At 51.0% G+C, this 20,999-nt stretch carries 24 protein-coding genes; 12 read left to right on the forward strand and 12 right to left on the reverse strand.

Annotated features, from left to right (window positions below):
* Positions 1-533: 533 nt before the first annotated feature.
* Entirely contained in the window at positions 534-1,550 is a 1,017-nt protein-coding gene (locus JWJ90_RS08265; RefSeq protein WP_205226741.1) for a hypothetical protein, read from the forward strand.
* Positions 1,543-2,130 (forward strand): P-loop nucleotide/nucleoside kinase family protein, encoded by a 588-nt coding sequence (locus JWJ90_RS08270; RefSeq protein ID WP_205226742.1) that lies wholly within the window; start codon positions 1,543-1,545, stop codon positions 2,128-2,130. Before JWJ90_RS08265 ends, JWJ90_RS08270 begins: the two co-directional genes overlap by 8 nt.
* A 195-nt stretch (positions 2,131-2,325) precedes the next feature.
* Here the strand turns inward: JWJ90_RS08270 and JWJ90_RS08275 are convergent, their stop codons facing one another.
* The 3 genes from JWJ90_RS08275 to trxA form a co-directional block, all read right to left on the reverse strand.
* Positions 2,326-3,198, reverse strand: a complete 873-nt coding sequence (locus JWJ90_RS08275) for an outer membrane protein assembly factor BamD (protein ID WP_205226743.1) — start codon at positions 3,196-3,198, stop codon at positions 2,326-2,328.
* Positions 3,199-3,207: 9 nt separating this feature from the next.
* Entirely contained in the window at positions 3,208-4,170 is a 963-nt protein-coding gene (gene trxB / locus JWJ90_RS08280) for a thioredoxin-disulfide reductase (RefSeq protein ID WP_205226744.1), read from the reverse strand.
* 72 nt (positions 4,171-4,242) lie between these two features.
* Positions 4,243-4,572 carry a thioredoxin gene (gene trxA / locus JWJ90_RS08285; protein ID WP_205226745.1) on the reverse strand — a complete coding sequence of 110 codons (330 nt, stop codon included), beginning with the start codon at positions 4,570-4,572 and terminating at the stop codon, positions 4,243-4,245.
* A 263-nt stretch (positions 4,573-4,835) separates the two neighbouring features.
* Between trxA and hemL the strand changes: the two genes are divergently transcribed.
* The 7 genes from hemL to rimO all read left to right on the forward strand — a co-directional run bounded on the left by hemL (position 4,836) and on the right by rimO (position 10,090).
* A complete protein-coding gene (hemL, locus tag JWJ90_RS08290) occupies positions 4,836-6,125 on the forward strand; it encodes a glutamate-1-semialdehyde 2,1-aminomutase (RefSeq protein ID WP_205226746.1) in 1,290 nt (429 codons plus the stop codon).
* Between the two features lie 84 nt (positions 6,126-6,209).
* The gene (locus tag JWJ90_RS08295; protein ID WP_240194826.1) at positions 6,210-6,437 is read left to right on the forward strand and encodes an AtpZ/AtpI family protein; all 228 of its coding nucleotides are present in this window, start codon (positions 6,210-6,212) and stop codon (positions 6,435-6,437) included.
* A complete protein-coding gene (locus tag JWJ90_RS08300) occupies positions 6,430-6,873 on the forward strand; it encodes an ATP synthase subunit I (RefSeq protein ID WP_205226748.1) in 444 nt (147 codons plus the stop codon). Before JWJ90_RS08295 ends, JWJ90_RS08300 begins: the two co-directional genes overlap by 8 nt.
* Before the next feature lie 14 nt (positions 6,874-6,887).
* Positions 6,888-7,610: a F0F1 ATP synthase subunit A gene (gene atpB, locus JWJ90_RS08305; protein ID WP_205226749.1), complete on the forward strand. Its 723-nt coding sequence runs from the start codon at positions 6,888-6,890 to the stop codon at positions 7,608-7,610.
* A 73-nt stretch (positions 7,611-7,683) separates the two neighbouring features.
* Positions 7,684-7,944: an ATP synthase F0 subunit C gene (atpE, locus tag JWJ90_RS08310; RefSeq protein ID WP_205226750.1), complete on the forward strand. Its 261-nt coding sequence runs from the start codon at positions 7,684-7,686 to the stop codon at positions 7,942-7,944.
* A gap of 77 nt (positions 7,945-8,021) precedes the next feature.
* Positions 8,022-8,732 (forward strand): nucleoside phosphorylase, encoded by a 711-nt coding sequence (locus JWJ90_RS08315; RefSeq protein WP_205226751.1) that lies wholly within the window; start codon positions 8,022-8,024, stop codon positions 8,730-8,732.
* Positions 8,732-10,090, forward strand: coding sequence for a 30S ribosomal protein S12 methylthiotransferase RimO (gene rimO, locus JWJ90_RS08320; RefSeq protein WP_205226752.1), 1,359 nt, complete (start codon positions 8,732-8,734; stop codon positions 10,088-10,090). The genes JWJ90_RS08315 and rimO overlap by 1 nt, the downstream gene beginning before the upstream one ends.
* Before the next feature lie 2 nt (positions 10,091-10,092).
* Here the strand turns inward: rimO and JWJ90_RS08325 are convergent, their stop codons facing one another.
* The 9 genes from JWJ90_RS08325 to JWJ90_RS08365 form a co-directional block, all read right to left on the reverse strand.
* A complete protein-coding gene (locus JWJ90_RS08325) occupies positions 10,093-10,377 on the reverse strand; it encodes an HU family DNA-binding protein (RefSeq protein WP_205226753.1) in 285 nt (94 codons plus the stop codon).
* A gap of 263 nt (positions 10,378-10,640) precedes the next feature.
* Positions 10,641-11,384, reverse strand: a complete 744-nt coding sequence (locus JWJ90_RS08330; RefSeq protein WP_205226754.1) for a pseudouridine synthase — start codon at positions 11,382-11,384, stop codon at positions 10,641-10,643.
* A gap of 29 nt (positions 11,385-11,413) precedes the next feature.
* Positions 11,414-13,186 (reverse strand): UbiD family decarboxylase, encoded by a 1,773-nt coding sequence (locus JWJ90_RS08335; RefSeq protein WP_205226755.1) that lies wholly within the window; start codon positions 13,184-13,186, stop codon positions 11,414-11,416.
* An 81-nt stretch (positions 13,187-13,267) separates the two neighbouring features.
* A complete protein-coding gene (locus JWJ90_RS08340) occupies positions 13,268-13,483 on the reverse strand; it encodes a cytoplasmic protein (RefSeq protein WP_205226756.1) in 216 nt (71 codons plus the stop codon).
* 25 nt (positions 13,484-13,508) lie between these two features.
* A complete protein-coding gene (locus JWJ90_RS08345; protein WP_205226757.1) occupies positions 13,509-13,910 on the reverse strand; it encodes a secondary thiamine-phosphate synthase enzyme YjbQ in 402 nt (133 codons plus the stop codon).
* A gap of 12 nt (positions 13,911-13,922) precedes the next feature.
* Complete coding sequence (locus tag JWJ90_RS08350) at positions 13,923-14,363, reverse strand: glycine zipper domain-containing protein (protein WP_205226758.1); 441 nt, start codon at positions 14,361-14,363, stop codon at positions 13,923-13,925.
* Positions 14,360-15,736, reverse strand: a complete 1,377-nt coding sequence (locus JWJ90_RS08355) for a DNA recombination protein RmuC (RefSeq protein WP_205226759.1) — start codon at positions 15,734-15,736, stop codon at positions 14,360-14,362. Before JWJ90_RS08355 ends, JWJ90_RS08350 begins: the two co-directional genes overlap by 4 nt.
* A 3-nt stretch (positions 15,737-15,739) precedes the next feature.
* Positions 15,740-16,045, reverse strand: coding sequence for a chaperone modulator CbpM (locus JWJ90_RS08360; protein WP_205226760.1), 306 nt, complete (start codon positions 16,043-16,045; stop codon positions 15,740-15,742).
* A gap of 1 nt (position 16,046) precedes the next feature.
* Positions 16,047-16,991, reverse strand: coding sequence for a DnaJ C-terminal domain-containing protein (locus JWJ90_RS08365; protein WP_205226761.1), 945 nt, complete (start codon positions 16,989-16,991; stop codon positions 16,047-16,049).
* Positions 16,992-17,384: 393 nt separating this feature from the next.
* On the opposite strand from JWJ90_RS08365, the gene JWJ90_RS08370 reads away from it, so the two are divergent.
* The 3 genes from JWJ90_RS08370 to gap all read left to right on the forward strand — a co-directional run bounded on the left by JWJ90_RS08370 (position 17,385) and on the right by gap (position 20,942).
* Positions 17,385-17,942 carry a shikimate kinase gene (locus JWJ90_RS08370; protein ID WP_205226762.1) on the forward strand — a complete coding sequence of 186 codons (558 nt, stop codon included), beginning with the start codon at positions 17,385-17,387 and terminating at the stop codon, positions 17,940-17,942.
* Between the two features lie 45 nt (positions 17,943-17,987).
* Positions 17,988-19,607, forward strand: coding sequence for a glycogen synthase (locus tag JWJ90_RS08375; protein WP_205226763.1), 1,620 nt, complete (start codon positions 17,988-17,990; stop codon positions 19,605-19,607).
* 330 nt (positions 19,608-19,937) lie between these two features.
* Positions 19,938-20,942 (forward strand): type I glyceraldehyde-3-phosphate dehydrogenase, encoded by a 1,005-nt coding sequence (gap, locus tag JWJ90_RS08380; RefSeq protein WP_205226764.1) that lies wholly within the window; start codon positions 19,938-19,940, stop codon positions 20,940-20,942.
* Positions 20,943-20,999: the final 57 nt, after the last annotated feature.

The raw sequence follows: 20,999 nt of genomic DNA on the forward strand, positions 1-20,999 counted from the left end.
TACCTGTGGCTGAGAAAAAAGAATGGATAAGTTGAGAGTTTGTGCAAAATGGTAGAGAATATACGTCGCCGAGGCGCGTGTTGCAACGGTGAGAGGCTATTTTTATGCAAAAAAAGCCTACGGTTAAGTCAGCGAATCATCAAGATAGTGGCAAAATGAAACAGGGTGGGGCATGCCGGAAAAACGAAAAAACGGACTTGCATCGATTCTAACTTATTGTTTTTATAGAAGCCCCTTTCACCGCAGAGGAGGATGTTGAATGAAATATTGTGTCATTCCCTCCCCTCATCGTGTGCTGTGTTACAAATCCATTAGGATTTGATCAAGCTTCTTTTCTTGATCCCACACGTCGCTACAACCAAGGTCTCCCCAACGAGGCGAAGCCTTGGAGTGTATGGGAACGTCCCTTGAAACTGGCGGGTTGGCGCAACAGCCGAAAAAACGCTCGCGCTCGCGTCTGAAACCAATTTGTCGCCCCGCTGAAAGTTCATCTATACAATATGCTGCCGTCGTTGGTGGCTGGAGAATTCGCAATGAGTAACGAAAGCCTACCGCAATTTATTCAAACACTCTTAAAGCCCGAATGTTATGAGCATCCAGTAGAAAAGGTCGAACTGGTTCAGACGCATATTTCCTCTGTTCTGCTTGCAGGTGATTTTGTCTATAAATTCAAGAAACCGGTCAACTTTGGATTTTTGGATTTTTCCGATTTGAGCAAACGTCACCATTGCTGTGAACAGGAGCTGTTGCTTAATCGCAGGCTTTGCCCGGATATTTATCTGGATCTGGTCACGGTGACCGATGAGGGTGGGGGAAACTTCGCACTGAACGGGAGCGGAGAGGTTGTTGAATATGGGGTCAAGATGGCCCGCATGCCCGAAGAACAGATGATGCAAAAGGTGATGAAACGTGGAGAACTCAGCCGTGAACACCTCCGTGCCCTGGTCGATATCCTCGCTGATTTTTATCAAAAAGCCGAAGGCGGTTCAGAGATTGCCCAATTCGGGACGGCCGATGCCGTGGGCGTGAACGTACTTGAAAATTTTGAACAGACTGAAGGCTTTATCGGCCAGGGGGCTCTGACTCAAGAACAGTTTGACGCCATCTCAACCTATGCGCGTGGGATCCTTGACCAGCCTGAGTTGTTCCAAAAGAGAATTGATGGTGGTTATATCCGTGATTGTCACGGTGATCTCTATTCGGCAAATATCTGCCTGGCTGACAATATCTATGTTTTTGACTGCATCGAGTTTAACCAGCGTTTTCGCTACAGTGATGTGACCAGCGATGTCGCCTTCCTCGCCATGGACCTGGATCTTAATGGGCTTGAAGAACTCTCCGCCTTCTTCATCCAGGAGTTCTGTGCACGCACCGGGGATGAAGGGTTGCCCGGGATGCTTAATTTTTACAAATGTTACCGGGCCTATGTGCGCGGCAAAATAGGGTTGTTCACCGCTGCTGACCCTGCCGTACCCGCTGAGGTACAAAAAAGCTGTACCGAGCAGGCCGCTCAGTATTTCCGTCTGGCGGAACGCTATACCCATGAGTGAGACACAAACAATCCGGAAGCCGAGGCTGGTCATTTTTTTGGGAATGACCGCCTCGGGCAAATCGACGCTAGCCATGCGATGGGCAGAGCAACAGGGACTCCCGTATTATAACACTGACCGGGTACGGAAAGAACTTGCCGGGTTGGAGGTAACGGATAAACGTCCCGATGGTATTGATCAGGGGATCTACTCTCCGGAACTCTCAGCAAAAACCTATGCGGCCATGCTTGAGCGCGCTCAAAAAGACATTGCTGGTGGAGCGGGTATGGTGGTTCTTGACGGCTCCTATGCAAAGCGGGCTGATAGGGACGCTGTTCGTCAGGCCGCCGAGCAGATAGGGGCTGAGGCTCTTTTTTTCTACTGTTATTGTTCCGAGGAAGAGACCAAGAGACGTCTTGCCATTCGTGCTGCGGACAGAGGGGCCGTCTCTGATGGCCGTTGGGAAATTTATGTCCATCAGCAGACAAGTTTTGAACGTCCGCAGGAGGATGAGCGGGCTGACTGCTGTTTGTTCCTGAACGAAGGAGAGCTGCCTGAGTTGCTTGAAAAAGTTATGGCCCAACTCGCGATTGCGGGTTGAGCCATATAAAGGGTGTCTTGAATAATTAGATTTTTCAATCAAGGTCAAGGCATGTTCAAAATTTTACCACAGGTATATACCTGATATTCCGAGGATAAAATTTTGAGCACAACGAGGTAAGCGTCAGACTCCGGGAGATTGGAAGAAAAAGCAATTATTCAAAATTCCCTAAAGTTCTTGGAAAAAATACCTGCTTTACTGGGCTATATCAGGCCCTCGCTGTTTTTCTTCCTGCTGCTGGCTGATGTTTTCCTGAGCCTCGGCCTCCTCACGTTCCTGCGCTTCCTGGAGACGCTCGTCGGGAGACTTGGTCATGAACTCAGGCAGCCAGCGGCTCATTCCCCAGGAAGGGGGCTCGCCTGCCTCCAGTTTTTTCAGCAATGATTTAGCCTTGGGGGCCAGTGCGGAATCAGGATACATGGCCAGCAAATATTTGAGACGATGCATGGCTTGATCGTAACGCTCTGTCCGAGTGTAGAAGACCGCGACCATATACTCATGGTTGACGAGAAATTCTTTGGCATCATGAATTTTAGTCTTTGCCTCCTTGGCATAAGGAGACTGAGGGTAGGCATTGATCAAGCGAGTAAATGATTTGATCGCATCCTGGGGACCGGAAATATCGCGGTCAATGCGATCGGAGCGATTGTAATCACACATGCCGATCTGAAACATAACATAGGGGATGGCCTCGTTGGTGGGATGGTGCTCCCCGAAGGCCTTGTAGAGTACTTTGGCCTCCGCATATTGTTTATTGTAGTAATGCGCATCCGCCGCCTTCAACTCGGCGAGCATGGCCTGAGAGCTGAAAGGGTGCTCGTCCAGAATCTTTTTAAAACGCTCCAGTGCTTCCTGGTACTCTCCCGTGTTATAGGCATTCATCCCCTGGGTGATGAGTGTTTCGGGAGGCAGGGACTTGGGCTCTTCCTCTTCGCCAAAGGTCACCTTGCTGAACATGCCGCTGAAAGTTGAACAGCCAGAGAGCAGAAGTGTGGTAACAAGCAACGCGCTTAGCACAAGCTGTGAGAGGGATGCGTGGTTTCTGGATGATGGTGGCGACACGGGCATATAAGTCCTCTATTCGCTGCAATTTAAAGGTTGATCCGGGGCCTGGTTGCCAAGGTAATGCTCGACAGAGAGCTCGGCAACTGCACCTTCACCGGCGGCATTGACGATTTGGCGGGAGCGTTTGCTGCGAATATCACCGGCCGCAAAAACCCCGGGAATGGAGGTTGCCATCTCTTCGTCGGTGATCAGAAAGCCCGATTCGTCACTTTTGAGTTGTCGCATGGGCAGGATCTCGGTGTTCGGGGCGATGCCAATGAGGACAAAGATACCGGTAACCTTCAGGATAGACTGGTCATTATTGAAGTGTTGGAGCACCAGATCTTCCACACCTGTGTTTTTCGATCCGTGAATTTCAAGAACCTGGGTATTCCAGAGGAACTCGATTTTTTCGTTGCAAAACGCTTTTTCCTGCAGAATTTTTGTGGCCCGCAGTTCACCGCGTCGATGAATAACTGTCACCTTGGAGGCGAACTTGGTGAGGTGCAGTGCTTCCTGTATGGCAGTGTTGCCCCCACCGACAACGGCGATCTCCTGATTGCGGTAAAAGGGGCCATCACAGGTGGCGCAGTAGGAAACTCCCCGGCCTGCATATTCGTACTCACCTGGAATGCCAAGTTTGCGGGGTTTTGCACCGGTACAGATAATGACACTTTTTGCCGTCAGTTGCTCCCCGTTTTCCAGGGTGATGGTTTTAATATCACCGGCAAGATCCAGTGAGGCAATCGTGGCAAAACGTTTTTCAAGACCAAAACGATCGGCATGAGCCGTCATTTTATCCATCAAGTCAAAGCCAGAAACCCCGTCGGCAAAGCCCGGGTAATTATCGACCCAGTCGGTAACCAGAACCTGACCACCGGTGGCGCCTTTTTCCACGAGAAGAACGCTGAGCCGACCACGGGCCGCATACAACCCGGCCGTCAGGCCAGCCGGACCACCGCCTACAATAATCAGCTGATACTGTGCCTGTTGCATGTGTAGACCGAAAAAAGAAGACACGTCCCCCGATGCATTGCAAGAAAGGGACGTGCCGAGTAGGAAAAAAAATTAGAGGGCTTTATTGATCAGGTCCTGCAGCTGGGATTTCCCGACTGCTCCAGTGATTTGATCAACGACTTCCCCGCCCTTGAACAGGATAAGGGTCGGGATGGCACGAATGCCAAATTTCCCTGGGGTGGAAGGGTTGTCATCAACATTCATCTTGGCAATGACGACCTTACCATCAAATTCTTCAGCCAACTCTTCTATAACCGGACCGATAGCTTTACAGGGTCCGCACCAGGGCGCCCAGAAATCAACCAGACAGGGAAGCGAATTGCCTACGATATCACTGTCAAACTCACTGTCGGAAATGTGCACTACCTTTTCACTTGCCATCTTTTATTCTCCTTTTGGGCGTCCATTGAAAGAGGGGAAAATCGATGAAATTTTCAATGGTTATGTAATGGTTAGTTGCATCGGCAACCATTCTACCTTGCCTCTATCCTAGTGACAAGGAAAAAAATGGACATCAATAGTCTCCTGTCAAGGCTCAAAAGCCATGAAACTTTTTGCTTTTGACATTCAAAAAAAGACCGTGCTATATAAGACCGCTTAGAGAATAACTCGTCCATATGCCCATGACCCGCTGGAGGCACCCCATGAAAACAGATCGTTCGGCCAAACTCTTTATTCAAGCCAAAACGCTTATTCCCGGAGGCGTCAACTCGCCGGTGCGTGCCTGCCGATCTGTGGGATGTGATCCTCTCTTTGTGCAAAAAGCAACAGGGTGTACGGTCACCGATGTGGATGGGAATGAATTTATTGATTTTGTTGGCTCCTGGGGGCCGATGATCGCCGGGCATGCCAGGCCTGAGGTCGTTGCCGCAATCACTGAGGCGGCCCCGCTTGGAACCAGCTTTGGCGCGCCCTGTGCCCAGGAAATAGAACTGGCGGAACTGGTTTGTGCAAGTGTGCCGTCCCTTGAAAAAGTACGTTTTGTCAACTCCGGTACCGAGGCGACCATGAGTGCTATCCGCCTTGCGCGCGGATATACCGGGCGAAAAATGGTCATCAAATTTGATGGCTGTTACCATGGGCATGCCGACTCTTTCCTCGTGAAGGCCGGTTCCGGGGTCATTACTCTTGGTATACCGGGTAGCCCTGGGGTGCCGGAGGATATCGTTAAAAACACGCTTTCCATCCCTTACAATGACATCGAGGTGCTTGAGAAAACCCTGCGAGACGGAGAGCTTGATATCGCCTGCGTCATTGTCGAGCCGGTTGCCGGAAACATGGGTGTTGTCGTCCCTGAGATGGCCTTTCTTACGCGACTGCGCGAGCTTACCGCAGAGCTTGGCATTGTTCTTATCTTTGATGAGGTCATCACAGGCTTCCGTATGGCCCTGGGCGGTGCCCAGGAGCGTTTTGGCATTTTGCCGGATCTGACCTGCCTGGGAAAAATTATCGGCGGTGGGCTGCCTGTGGGGGCGTACGGTGGCAAACGAGAGATCATGGAGATGGTAGCGCCTGATGGGCCTGTCTATCAGGCTGGTACCCTCTCGGGCAACCCGCTGGCCATGGCTGCGGGGGTGGCCATGCTCAAAATCATTCGTACCCCAGGATTTTACGAAAAACTGGAAGAGACCAGCGCCTGGTTTGGTGCGGAGATGGAGCGGCTGGTCGCTCAGGCGCCCGTTCCTCTCACCCTGAACCGCATTGGCTCGCTGATGACCTGCTTCTTTACCGATCAGCCGGTTTGCGATTTTACCTCTGCCATGACAGCAGACACCCAGCTCTATGGAAAATATTACAGGGAAATGCTGGCTGGTGGGGTCTGGCTGGCTCCATCACAGTTCGAGGCATCCTTTGTTTCTGCGGCCCACGAACGGAGCCATCTGGAAAAAGCATTGAATCTGACTGAATCATCATTCAAAAAATTGATGGATTAGTTAAAAAATTATTGCGTTTGCCGGTTGCGCATGCTACCTGTAGCTGCGATTGTCAAGTCCCGGTGAATGTTCGTGAGGCGTACCATGTCAGACGAGCGTAGGGAGATGTTCAGGCAACTGGCCGTCTACTCCCAAGTCGGAATGACCTTTGCTTTTTCCATCATTATTGGCTTTGGCATTGGTTGGGCTCTTGATAACAAGGTGTTTGGGGGAAAAACCTCTCCCTACTTAACGTTTATATTTTTGGGCCTTGGCATTACAGCCGGATTCAAAAATCTCTGGGAACTGACCCGGAAAATAGAAGATGAATGAGCACGTACCAACAACCAGTTCTTCCCAGGCAGAGCCAGAAGATGGAATGCTGCGCCAGGTGATGGCGCTGAGCTGGCTGCTGCTGGGAGCCATGGCTGCTGTCGGCTGGTGGCTCTATAACTGGCAATTTGCGCAATCAATGCTACTAGGCGGCATCCTTGTCAACGGGAGCTTCTGGCTCCTGAAAAGGGATACGCAGCGGCTGATGCAGAAAATAAGTCAGGCAGAGGCTGGCATGGTTGTGCATACGGAAAAAACACGTTTTTTTCTGCGTTCGTTTGCCAGGCTGATTGTTCTTGGGTTGTTGTTATTCGCGGTGGCTGGCAGAGTACCGATCAACGTGATCGGGCTGACTCTGGGGCTTACCACGGTTATGGTTAGTGTTGTCATTATCGGCTTGAGCACATACAAGTGCTGGTTGCCAAGCAAAGCGTGAGGAGAGTGTAGGTCATGGAACATCCGATATTATTTATTTCATTAATTCTTGAGGCGTTAGGGCTGCCGGTACCCCATACACCGGTTGGAGCTACCCTCCTGGAAAAGATCTGTGAACCCTATATGACCTATACATGGATGGTCATGGCGTTTCTGATCATCGTTCCCAAGTTGACCATGGGCAAGTTGGAAATGGTCCCGGGGAGCGGGCAGAACTTCTGGGAAGTAACCGTGGGCGGCGTAATGGACTTCTGCACCGAGAACCTTGGTGAGAAAGGTGCGAAAATGCTGTTTCCCATGATGGCAACTTTCTTTTTCTACATCGTTATCGCCAACATGATCGGTTTGATTCCCGGTTTCATGTCTCCGACCTCCAGCTTGAATATTACCCTGGCGATGACCATTATCGTCTGGTTGACCCACCACTTCCTGGGGTTCAAATATCACGGATTCAAGTACTACAAACATTTCATGGGGCCGAGCCCGGTACTGGCACCGTTCATGTTCCTGCTTGAGGTTATCAGTAACTTTGCCCGTCTGATTTCACTCTCCATGCGTCTTTTTGGTAACATCCTTGCCAAAGAGGTTCTGCTTGGTGTTCTGTTCATGCTGGCCGGTGCATTCTTTGCGCCGTTGCCAATCCTCTGCCTGGGTGTGCTGGTTTCCCTGATTCAGGCGGTGGTTTTTGTTCTGCTGGCCCTGCTTTACTGCGCAGGTTCCATGGAACACGCCCATTAATTTGCTTATAAAGTTCCGTTCCAACGGAGAAGAAGGCCAACATATAAACTAAAGTAGTACGGAGGACACAAAAATGAATACAATTACTTTCGGTCTGATTTGTATCGGCGCAGCTCTTTCCATCGGTCTGGCCGGTTTCGGTGCAGGTATCGGTATGGGTAACGGTCTGCGTGGCGCTTGTGACGGTGTTGCTCGCAACCCGGAAGCAAAAGGTGCTATCACCACCACCATGATCCTTGGTATGGCCCTTTGTGAGTCCATCGCCATTTATGGTCTGGTTATCGCTTTTATTCTGCTCTACGCAAACCCCTTCAAGGCTGCGCTCGGACTGTAATAAAAAGTCGTTAGGGATTTATCCCTGTAAAGGGCTGCGGTTCTATGCCGCAGCCCTTTTTTTATTGGTGCTGCTCTATGGATGATGTCCTCATTTCACCACGCCGCGAAAAAAATGAGCCCATGTTGCCGCCGACCGGTCTTCTCCTTCCCAACCCTTCCGAGCAGGCAACAATCCCCGGCCTTGTCAAAGAATATGGCTTGAAACGTCAATTTTTCTTTAACTCCCAACTCTTTTATAACGATCAGTTTTTTCTGGCAGGACCTGCTGTCGGTGCTCCCATGGCTGCCATCTGCCTGGAAAAACTCATTGCCCTTGGAGCACGTAGGATTGTAGTCTATGGATGGTGCGGGGCGCTCTCCCCAAAGCTTCGCATTGGAGAGCTCTTCCTCCCCGAATTCGGGCTCAGTGAAGAGGGAACGTCTTCCCATTACCCCACAAAGCATACCACTGATCCGCTCCTGCGACATCGGCTGCAGGCTCTACTTGAAAAGGCGCAATACAGCCCGAAAACGGGAGGGGTCTGGACAACTGATGCCCTGTATCGTGAAACACGCCGTAAGGTGCATGAGTACCCAGAACAGGGGGTGTTCGCCGTTGATATGGAATACACAGCCCTGGAAGCAGTCGCCAGGTATCGTCAGGTGCTGCTGGGGAGTGTCTTTCTCGTCTCCGATGAACTCTTTGGCGATACCTGGGAGGCAGGCTACCGGCGAAAATCCTTCCGCAGTTTTTCCCGGCAGGTCCTGTCACTGCTTGTTTCCTCCGTCCATAAAGGTACACTCTGATGAATAATGTCTTTATAGTCAGTCTTGGCTGCCCCAAGAATCTGGTTGATACCGAGGTGATGCTTGCCTCACTTGAGCATGCCGGCTACATCCTGACCGATACGCCAGAGGAGGCCGAGGTGATTGTGGTCAATACCTGTGGCTTCATTCAGCCTGCAGTCGAAGAAGCCGTTGATACCATACTGGAAATGGCAGAGTACAAAGAGGCAAAGCCAGGAACCCGGCTCGTTGTCACCGGCTGCATGGTCCAGCGTTACGGTACAGCTCTTCTGGAGGAGCTACCTGAGGTCGACCTCTTCATCGGGCTGGACGACTTCCCTGGCATCGACAGGCTGCTTGCTGAAGAAACGAACGGCCCCCGCCTTATTACCGCGCCAGGTGCGGCAAACTTTTTGATGGACAGCAGCTATGCGCGGAGCATAAGCACTCCTTTTTTTCGATCCTTTCTTAAAATTACCGAAGGCTGCGATAATCGCTGCACCTATTGCATGATTCCCTCCATTCGTGGGCCACTGAGGAGTAGGGAGATTGCTGACCTGGTAAGGGAGGCTCAGGCGCTAGAACAGACAGGAGTCCGGGAGCTGTGTCTGATCGCACAGGATCTGACCGCCTACGGAACAGACTTACAGAATGGGGAAACCCTGGTTCGACTGCTTGAAGCCTTACTCAGCGAGACCTCGATACCCTGGTTGCGTCTGCTCTATGCCTACCCTTCAGGAGTGAGCGATGAGCTGCTGCAGCTCATGGCCGAAAATGCACGCATTCTTCCCTACCTGGATGTGCCCTTTCAGCATGTAAGCGATTCGGTCCTGCAAAATATGAATCGTCCCTATGGCACCGCATTGCTTGATGGTTTAATCACCCGTATCCGCAGCTATCTTCCTGACTGCGTGCTGAGAACGACTCTCATGGTCGGTTTTCCCGGAGAAACCAAGGAGGATGTCGAGATCATGCTGGAGGCGCTTAAGCGCTGGCAGCTGGACCATGTCGGTGTTTTTCAATATCAGGACGAAGAGGGGAGTGCGGCCGCACTCCTGCCTGGAAAGATTGAAGACCAGGAAAAAGCCGTTCGATATGAGCAGGTTATGTCGATTCAGGCTGATATCAGCAGAGAACGATTGCAGCGCTATGTCGTCAGGATAGAGCCTGTTCTGGTGGAAGGGATCAGTGAGGAGAGCGAGCTTCTGCTTGAAGGAAGAACCCGTTATCAGGCCCCGGATATAGACGGGTGTGTCTATATTACCTCAGGGCAGTTTAACCCCGGTGACATTGTGGAGCTTCGTATCACCGAGGCGCATACCTATGATCTCGTTGCTGAAGAAGTCGATCTGCTGGAAGATGAGGAAAATGGCGGATGAACTCATCCGCCTTGACGATTCACCTGTTCGCGAAGGTCCTTTCCGACCTTGAAGAAGGGAAGTTTTTTCGGCTTAACCTGAATTTTCTCCCCGGTCTTGGGATTACGCCCTGTGTACGAGGAGTATTCTTTGACGACAAAGCTGCCAAATCCACGAATTTCTATAGATTCCCCTCGGGCAAGAGCATCGCTCATCGTCTCGATAATGGTGTTGGTTATCGAGGAGGCCTCACGAATTGGAATATTCATCGCTTCGGCCAGGGCTTCAATTAACTCGGATTTGTTCATACCTGTCTCTCCCCGCAAGCTCCACTAAGAATTGACTGAAGGGAATCTTGGATAATTGCTTTTTCTACCAATTTCTGCGTCATGTTTAAAATTTTATCCTCGGAATATCAATTATATGCCTGTGTAAAATTTTTTACAATCCTTGACCTTGATTGAAAAATCTAATTATTCAAGATACCCTGAAAAAGGTTCGGTTCCTCACCTGAAAGATGGTGCATATGTGCCATCGGTAAAAAGAACTGCTTTCAGGAGGCTGTTGAAATTTAAGCAAGTATGTTTTTGATTGTAAAGGGTATTTTCTGTGAAAATATTTTTTTTAGATCGTTTATGGTCAAAATTCGGTATTTTCCCCTAGCCAGGCTGCCTAAACGGAGCTTCCCGTAGGCCGTTCGTTTGAGATGAATGACCCGGTGATCGATAGCCTGAAACATTTTACGCACTTGCCGTTTTTTTCCCTCGTGGATAATCACCTCAACAAGGCTCTGGTTTTTGTCTCGTTTCAACACCCGTATCTGGGCCGGTCGGGTACGAACACCATCAATCTCAATGCCGCGTTCAAGCCGACCAAGTTCCTTTGCTGAAGGAAATCCCGCTACCCAGGCCTCATAGGTCTTTTTAACCTCATAACGCGGATGGAGAATGGTGTTGCCCAGTTCTCCGTCGTTGGTCATCAAAAGGGCACCCTCGGTATCCAGATCAAGCCGCCCCACCGGAAAGAGACGTTCTGGGAAATCCTGCAACAGATCTGAAACAATGGGACGTCCCTGCGGGTCTGCGAGGGTCGTCACGTAGCCAGCTGGTTTGTTCAACAGCACATAGACCTTGTGCTCAAATGTAAGCGGTTTTCCGTCAAAGGTGATGGTATCTTTTGCCGGGTCAGCCTTGAAACCAAGCTCTGTTATGGGGCGCCCGTTCACCGTGATACGACCATCTCGAATAAGTTGCTCCGAACCACGGCGGGAGGCGATACCGGCCTTGGCCAGTATTTTTTGCAAACGTTCTTCCATTACTCCATCTCTAAGCCTTTGAGGCTGTCTTATCCCCAGTACTGCCGCGGCAGCATAGTGGTGATCTTTTCGTCCACCAGTGCCTTAGTAGCAGGATCGACCTCAAGCACGTCCGTGTACCAGGGTTTCATGCGGCAGTCAAAAACGATGGGCGGCTCAAGGCCCACATGAAAGCGGTGCAGTGTCTGTGTATTGCCGTGGATGTCGTTTGCCGGCTCAAAACGGGTGAAAAAGGTCCAGAGAAACTCCTGGAGAGAACAGGTTGCCTCACTGGTTGAATCGACCAGGAGAATGACCGGCCACTGGCGGATCCCTTCAAATTGGGCCAGTTTCTCAGCCAGTTTCGGATCCTGCTCGTAGGTGTTTCCTTCGACAACCAAGGTGCCAGGGAGGTAGGGATTGGGGCGGATGCAGCCCTCAGGAAGCGAGCCCGTGAATTCTCTGGGGAGCTCACGGACCTTCTCGCCGAGACCGAGCATCATCGCCTTGGAACCTTTGTTCACCGAGGGGCCGGTATAGTCAAGCGTATCCTGGGAAACATTGGCAAAAACAAAGAGGTCTCGATCCCAGTGAATGCGCTCAAGAATGTGCTGCCAGAGCCGGGGGAAATCTTCGACATTGAGTTCACCGTCGGTCACCAGAAGAAATTTGGTGAGCGAAAGCTGTCCTTCGCCGAGAACCCGCAGGCCCGCAGCAAAGGCCTCGCGTGGATAGCGATCGGCTACGCGGGCGGCGGCCAGACAGTGGAAGCCAGTCTCACCAAAGGTCTTGAGTTGGAGTACGCCCTTCATTACCAGGGGAAAGAGCGGCGAAAGCAGTTCCTGGAGAAAATCCCCAATGAAAAAATCTTCCTGTCTGGGGCGTCCCACAACAGTCGCAGGGTAAATGGCATCTTTCCGGTGGTAGAGGTGCGTTGTCTGGAAAACAGGGTAATCGTGCTGCAGTGAGTTGTAGCCGTAATGATCGCCGAACGGCCCTTCAGGGCGACGAATATGCGGTTGTACCACTCCTTTAATGGCAAATTCGGCCTCTGCAACCAGCCGGTGTCCTCCATAGGGATCATCGGCCATGCGCAGCTTCTCCCCCTGGAGGAGCGAGGCCAGAATTAATTCCGGAATATTTTCCGGCAGGGGGGCAATGGCCGAGAGCATGAGTGCAGGCGGGCCACCGATATAGAGGGTCATGGGTAATGACTGGTTCAGCTTTTCAGCCGCGTGATAATGGAACCCACCTCCCTTATGGATCTGCCAGTGAATGCCGGTGGTGGTATCATCGTAGCGCTGAATACGGTACATCCCCAGGTTGTGGCCATGATCTACAGGGTGCTCAGTGTAGACCAGCGGCAGGGTCACAAAGGGACCACCATCGGAGTGCCAGGAGGTCAGCATGGGAAGCTCTGTCAAACGGGCAGGGCGCTGGCAGCATTCTAAAATGGGAGCCGTTTTGCTGGATTTCAGGCCTACTTTCAGCCCTTGGGTGAACAGGCCGCGCGCCTCCCACAGGCTCTTAACTGTTGGAGGCATGGAATGTTCGACCATGTCCACGAGCCCTTGAACAAAATTGACCGGGCGTTTACCAAAAGCCATCTCCAGTCGATCGGCAGTCCCAAAAAGGTTGGTCACCACCGGGAATTGGGAGTTTTGTACATTGGTGAAGAGGAGGGCTGGCCCCCCCTGGGCAATGACCCGGCGATGAATTTCTGCAATCTCCAAATGGGGATCAACCGGCGTATCAATGGTTAAAAGCTGATTGTTTGCCTTAAGGAGATTGAGAAAACTACGCAAATTAACAAGCGGTGGCATGGGAGTAGGTGTCCTGTAGAGCTGGAGGGGCTGAAATGATTGGGTTACTTAAGATCCCCTGGATTTCGTGCGCTGGACTGATCAGTGATGGTGATGCTCTTCATGGAGAAAAAGGCTGTGGTACTCGTTCTCGCTGAGGTTGTTTTTCATGATAATGCCCAGCAGATCGACAACCTGATTGATCTCCTCTTCACTCATGCGGGGGATGAGGACCTTGGTCAGGCGTTCATCACTGAAATGTTGCAGAAATTCAGCAAGCGAGCGTTCATCTGTCTCGCGGTCGAGTCCAAAAAACATAATGTTTCCTTAATCAAGAGAAAGGTTATCCGGCAAGAATTTTCCACCAGAGTTTGCGGCTTCGAGGCCCGTCAAATTCACTGAAAAAGACCCGCTGCCAGGTACCAAGCTGAAGTTGTCCCTGTTCGATAAAAATTTGAACAGAGGTTCCGGTCATGGCCGTCATCAGATGGGCCGGAGAATTGCCCTCTGCATGTCGGTAGAGGTAATTGGCAGGTACAATTTTTTGGAGCGCCCCTAAAAGATCGCGCTGCACATCTGGATCAGCCCCTTCGTTGATGAGCAGGCCAGCGGTTGTGTGCGGGTTATACACATAGAGCACACCGCTGTCTATGGCTTGTTCCCGCACAATCTTCTGTAACTCGGCGGTTACATCAATCATCTCCAACCGGGTATGGCTTGAGAGAGAAAAAGAACCGTTTGCCATCAGCTCTCTCCTTTACTGCAACTGCCAGGATCCATACTCATCGCGGCAGGCGGTGCTGTAGGTTTTTTGCGGTTTGCCGTCGACTATGGCTTCAATCTCTGCACGGCGGCAAATGCGGCTGGTGTTGGGGTTCTGGTAGGCTGGCTGGGGAGAAACCATGTACTGGTTGCCTGTATCCGGATTCACCCAGGCAGAACGCTGGTAGGAGACACCACGCTCATAGGTGTGATTGAGCTGTTCGCGATCGTACTTATCCATCTCGTTACCGACGATATTACCCAGCATGGTGCCAACGGCGGCCCCGATGAGCGTTGCTCCTGTGTTGTGGCCAATGGCCTGACCAATCAGTGCCCCGGCCGCAGCTCCACCGAGCGCGCCAGTCTGTCCTTTGGTGGCGCAGGACGAGAGCGAAAAGAGAAAAACACAGGCAAGGACGATGCTCAGATACTTCATGATGTTTCTCCTGAGAGAGAAGAGGTGGATGAAAGGGAATCGGGCAGTTCTTTTGAGGCCTGTACTCCCAATTGTTTGAGAGCTTCCGCTCGGGAAACCAGGTTGCCCTGGCCCGTGGAAAGGCGATTCCTGGCCGTATGCCAGGACTGTTGTGCTTGGGTGAGACGAAAGCCTATCTCCTCAAATGCTTCAGCGAAACCAACAAATTTATCATAAAGATTCCCCGCTTGTTTGGCAATGACTAAACTGTTGCGGTTTTGTTCGTCAAGGCGCCAGAGATGGTGGATGGTGCGCAGAATGGCCAGCAGGGTTGAGGGGCTTGCCAGGATGACTTTTTTCTGCATGGAGGCCACCAAAAGCTCAGGGTCCTGTTCCACCGCAAGCTGGAAGGCGCCCTCAATGGGAATAAACAACAAGACAAAGTCCAGCGATCCCACCTCGCTGAGTTGCTGGTACTGTTTACCGGCAAGCAGACTGACCTGCTTTTTCACCGAATCCAGGTGTTGCTTGACAAAAATTGCCTTTTCCTTTTCGTCTTCGGTGTTATGGGCATCCTGAAAGGCTTTGAGCGAGACTTTGGCATCGATGATCACTGTCCGTTCGTCGGGAAGATGAACGATAACATCCGGGCGTAGGGCCGAACCATCCTGGCTGAGGTGATGCACCTGAGTCTGGAACTCTTTGCCGCCTCTCAGTCCTGAGCTTTCCAGGAGTTTTGCCAGAATCATCTCTCCCCACTGCCCCTGGAGCTTGTTACTGCCCCGCAGGGCCTGGGTCAGGTTGGCGGCATCACTGCTGATCTGTTGGTTCAGCTCTTTGAGATGCTCGATCTCTTTGAGCATGGAAACACGGTCGCGTGAATCGCGGTCATAGATGTCTTCAACCTTGCTCTTAAAAGCAAGAATCTGGTCCTGGAAAGGGCGGAGCAGGTGGGTCAGGGTCGAGGTATGCTGCTGATTAAGCGATTCGCCTTTCTCCTGCAGTGCCTGACCGGCCAGGATCTGAAAATCCCGTTTGATCTGGGTTCGTGTTTCTTCAAGCAGAATTTCTCGCTCCTGCAACTGTTGCTGGAGTCCCCGGTAGGAAGTCTGTAGTGAGGCGTTTTCCGTCTCCAGCTGTCTGCACTCGCGAATGAGTAAATCATATTCATGGCGTACTTCATCGAGTTCGCGTCGGAGAATATCCGTCTCATCCTCGTAGCGTTCGAGTTTCAGGGCTAGGGTCAGCTGGCGCCGCTGGACCCGCATCTGCACGAGCAAAAGCAGGACAATGGCAAGAAGTAGACTGCACCCGACTCCCAGTCCAAAGGAGATCGGATCGATCTGATCAAAAGGGGGCGGGAGCGGGGGCAGGGTAAAGAGTACTGATTCCACGCTTTAACGCCTTCGGGAACGCAGGCGCAAGGATTCAATCTCGTCCAGCAGATCAAGGGCCAGGGCACATCCTGGAAGATTCACCCGTAAATCCTGTTGCAGGCGGATGACGGTCTGGACGCGTTTAACGGCAACAAAGGGAAATTGCCACTCTCTGGGTGAGCATCCCTCCGGGCTGAGGATACCTTCGTCTATCAGGTTTTCAATGAGTTCAGCGCTGACATTGCACAGTCGGCAGAGATCCGCCAGGGAACAACGACTCTCCTCGCTCAGGACAATACCGGTGACACAGGTGAGTTGTTTTGACATATCAGACACCTAATTCAGTTCGTGGATGAGTGGGCAGTTTTTTAGCCATCTCTTCATAGAGTGCTCGTTGCTCCTCGGTTTTTGCCTCGGGGACAACGATACGCAGGGTGACGATCTGATCGCCCGACTGGGTGGGAGTGGACAAACCTCGCCCCTTGAGACGTAGTTTATTCCCGCCTTGCGAGCCTGCCGGAATTTTTAACTGCACCTTGCCCCCAAGCGTTGGTACGGTGACCGAGGCCCCGAGCGCGGCCTCCCAGGGGGTGACGGGCAGACTCAGATGCACGTCTCGTTTTTCTGCATGAAAGATGCGGTCTTCTTCGAAGGCAATCTCAAGGTACAAATCACCAGCAGGGGCCCCTCCATGGCCTGGCATTCCCTGACCTTCAAGCCGAATACGTTGCCCCTCGAGAATACCTTTGGGGATCGTGAGGTTTAATGTATGCGGTTGCATCTGTATCTGGCCTTGCTGGTTGATGACCTGGCGATTGAGGGTTATGGTCCGCTGACCACCAGCGTAGGCATCCTGTAAAGAGATAAGGATTTTGGCATGTTGATCCTCTCCCTGCATCCGAAATGTATACTGCCTGGGGCCACTTTGTTGGGTTCTGCCAAAGAGGGATTCAAAAAAATCACTGAATTCAGAGGCATCTGCACCTGTGTAGCCAGCTCCCCGGAACTCAAATCCCGCATCCCAGTTAGGCGGCGGATCAAAGTTTTGACCTTCTTGCCAGTTGGCGCCAAACTGGTCATAGGCAGCACGTTTCTCCGGGTCTTTCAACACCTCGTAGGCTTCCCCGATGTCTTTGAAGGTGTTCTCGGCGCTTGCCTCTTTGTTGATATCAGGGTGGTACTTGCGGGCAAGTTTGCGATAACTTTGCTTGATCTGGTCCTGGGAGGCATCACGTTCGACTCCCAAAATTTTGTAATAATCTTTATATTCCATACTACTCCCCCAATTCGATGAACGTACATGTGAGGACATCAATTGCCTGAAAGAGGCTCTGAGTGGGGCCGTTTTGAATGTAACTGTTTGTTTTACCGGTTAATATCTATGGGTGGCACGCGGAGGCAAGTTGTTTGAAGGTATTGTACCATTGGGAACGCAATACCCAGCGGGTGCTGCAGGAAAATATACAAGAGCTGCTGTGAAAATAAAAATACTTCATGTCTGGTGCGAATTTTCAATAGTGAGCAAGCGCCATTCCCTATATTCTGCCATAGTCAATCTGTGTAAAAAATAAGAATAGCTCATTAAAAAGAAAAGAAAAAAAGTGTTGGCCCCGCTTTCCTCTTGAATAGCGTTGGCCCAATCTTTTATGCTTTTTTATAGGTGTGTATGAAAAACAATCAAAGCAACATCCTTTTGACCGGATTTAGAGCCACAGGAAAAAGCACGGTTGGTCGGCTTCTTGCTCAGCGACTTGGGCTCGACTATATGGATATGGACATTGAGCTGAGCAAGCGACTTGGCGGGAGCGTGAGCGAGGTGGTGGGTGCCCATGGATGGGCATTTTTTCGCAAGGCAGAAGCCCACTTGCTTGATGAACTCTCTCATTTCAAAGGCTATGTCATTGCCACTGGCGGCGGGGCTATCGAACATCAGGAGCAGTGGCAGCGGTTGCGAAAAAACAGTTACGTCTTCTGGCTCGATGCAGATGCAACAATAATCGATAAGCGCGTTCAGGCTGATCCGCTCTCCTCTGAGCAGCGACCCTGCCTATCAGCTGGAGACGGTTCATCAAAAGAGTCTACCCGAAAAATACTTGAACGTCGCCGACCGCTCTACCGCTTGGGGGCAGATGTACGTCTGGATGCTGGCAAAAATTCTCCGGAACAGCTGACGACATTAGCTCTTGCCTGGCTTGAAACACGAGAGCAGGAGGCACAGGCGTAGAATGATAAGACAAAATCAGGCAATTTTATCAAGCGAGAACAATACATGAGTCGATCGATTCAGTCCGTCTGGATAGTAACCCGGGAGTACGCAGGCCTTGCCGGGGCCGGTGGCGTCAAAGACGTTTCGCGGCAACTTGCAGAAGCCCTGGCTGGTTCAGGAGAAACGAACGTTTGCGTTATTATGCCGCGCTATGGGTTTATGGACCCCAAAGCTCTTGGGTTCATTGAGGCAGGAGTAGGAACCCAGTCTGTTGTCATCAAGGAAACCACCCTCCCCCGAGGGTTCCTTGTGGACATGAATTATGTCGAAAGGGAACGAAGGGAGTCTGTGGCTTTGTGGCAGGCGAACATGAACGGGGTTCAGGTCTATCTGGTCGAGTCGGAACGATTTGCTGAAAAAATGGGCGTCTACACCTACACCGCAGAGGAGGCAAAGGCACAGGTCTGGAGGCAGCAGGGGCAAGGTCATTACGATTATTTTGCCATGAATATTCTTCTGCAAAAGGCGTCCCTGGATACCATGATTTTGTTGGGGGAGCACCCGGACATTATTCACTGCCAAGATGGTCATACTGCGACCTTACCTGCCATGATGCGGGAAAACAGTGGGTATCGCCAATATTTTCATACAAGTGCGGCCGTCGTGACGATGCACAATGCTGGCGTGGGGTATCATCAGGAAGTCGCTGATTTACCTTTCGCCCAGGCCATTACCTCCTTACCTCGAAAAGTAGTGGAAAATTCGCTGCTGGCGGGAAAATTTGATCCATTTATTGCGGCGGCCTCGTACGCTATTCTCAATACCGTCAGTGAAAATTATGCTCGAGAACTCCAGCAAAGTGATGAAGATGTACGGACCGGTTGGCTTGGGCATGCCTTGCTTGCAAAAGGGGTGACTCTTGCTGGCGTTACCAATGGAATAGATCCGGAAACCTTCGATCCTACCAGGCCGGAACAGTTACACCTCAAGGCGGGTTTTGATGTCCGCAAGGGGCATTTTGAAGGAAAAGTACAGTGTAAACAAGATTTGCTCGAGCGGCTGAACAATCGGCTGGGCTGGAAGGGAGTCGAGCAGTTTGGAAGCCTCTCTTTTTTTCCAGGAGAACCCCTGTGCACATTTATTGGTCGGTTGACTGCTCAGAAAGGGGTGGATACCTTAATAGAATCGATCTCAAATATACTCGCAACCGATGCGACCTGCCGTTTTCTGGTTTTTGGTTCCGGCGAAGCGATCTATGAGGAGCAACTGAAGAAACTTGCCCGGCAGGGCTATGACAGGGTGTGTTTTCTCAAGGGGTTTGATCCTTTGCTGGCAAATGCCATCTATGCAGCTGGCGATTTGTTTTTGATACCATCACAGTATGAACCCTGCGGATTAACGGACTATATGGCACAGCTTCTGGGAAACGTTCCCGTTGTGCACCGCGTTGGTGGGCTGGTGAAGGTTATTGATGAAGAAACAGGGTTTTGCTATGACGAGGACAAGGCTGCGGCTTTGACGCTCACCTTAATGCGTGCCCTGACCATGTATAGAGAAGAGCCAGAACGTTTTCGTGGGATTCAGCAGGCTGCTGTACGTCGTATTGACCAAAAACATACCTGGCAACAGGTTATGGATGCGTATAGAGCGTTGTACCAACAAGCGCTCACGCTCATTGAATAAACAAGTTGGCATGAGAAGTTCACAGGTATATTCCCAATCCAAAACTCCATTGTTATCTAGTGCCCATCCAGAAACGATTTTTTTGCTCAATTTCGGCGTTATGCTTAAAATTTTATCCTCGGAATATCATCTATATGCCTGCGGTAAAATTTTTCACATGCCTTGAACTTGAACAAAAATCCTCGTTTCTGGACGAACACTTTTTGCAAACACATTCAATGGATAATCCCAAGAGCGAGTACTGTATGTTTTTGTACTCGATGTTGGCCCAACTGCTTGAAAGTAGTCTATCTGGGAAGAACAACAACTTAACGAGAGGAGTGATACATCATGGCCATAAAAGTAGGAATTAACGGGTTTGGTCGTATTGGCAGGAATATTTTTCGTGCGTTGGGTACGGACCCACTGTTTGCTGATATTGAAATTGTGGGTATCAACGACCTGACAGATGCGAAAACAATCGCTCATCTGATGAAATATGATTCGGTCATGGGCAGGGCTGAGCAGGAAATTTCCAATACGGATGATGCAATCATTGTGGATGGTAGATCAATCCCTTTGTCAAGCCACCGCAATCCCGGGGATATTCCCTGGGGAACACTGGGGGCCGAGTACATTCTTGAATGCAGTGGCCATTTTCGAGATTTCGAATCAGCAAAAGCTCATATTGATGTGGGGGCATCAAAGGTGATTATTTCCGCACCTGCAAAGGGTGAGGTGAAAACCATTGTCATGGGGGTTAATGAAGACGAGTATGACCCTACCACGCATCATGTCGTTTCAAATGCTTCCTGCACGACCAATTGCCTAGCTCCGGTTGCCCAGGTTATTCTCGATAATTTCGGTATTAAAAGAGGGCTCATGACCACCGTGCATGCCTACACCGGTGACCAACGCCTTCTGGATTTCCCCCATTCCGACCTACGTAGAGCACGAGCCGCTGCCCTTTCCATGGTACCGACAAAGACAGGGGCTGCAGCTGCTGTGGCTTTGGTGATTCCGGAGTTGAAAAATAAATTTGACGGGCTTGCTGTCCGAGTTCCTACGCCCGATGTCTCTCTGGTGGATGTCGTGATAGAGGTGGAGCGGGAAACGACCGTATCAGAGGTGAACGCAGCTCTTCAGGCCGCTGCCGGTCGATATTTGGGCTATACCGATGAGCCATTGGTCTCTATTGATTTTCAGGGAGATCCGCATTCTTCCATTGTTGATGGCCAGTGCACCAAAGTTTTGGGGACCACTGTGAAAGTGATGAGCTGGTATGACAATGAGTGGGGCTATTCCAACCGCATGCTGGATTTGGTCCTGCATATGGAGGCAAATAAACTGGTCTAACTCACTGGTCAGCCCAGGCGACGCCATCTACTTTAGGGAATCTTGAATAATTGCTTT

The organism is Desulfobulbus rhabdoformis (genome assembly GCF_016919065.1).
In the GTDB taxonomy this organism is placed as follows: domain Bacteria; phylum Desulfobacterota; class Desulfobulbia; order Desulfobulbales; family Desulfobulbaceae; genus Desulfobulbus; species Desulfobulbus rhabdoformis.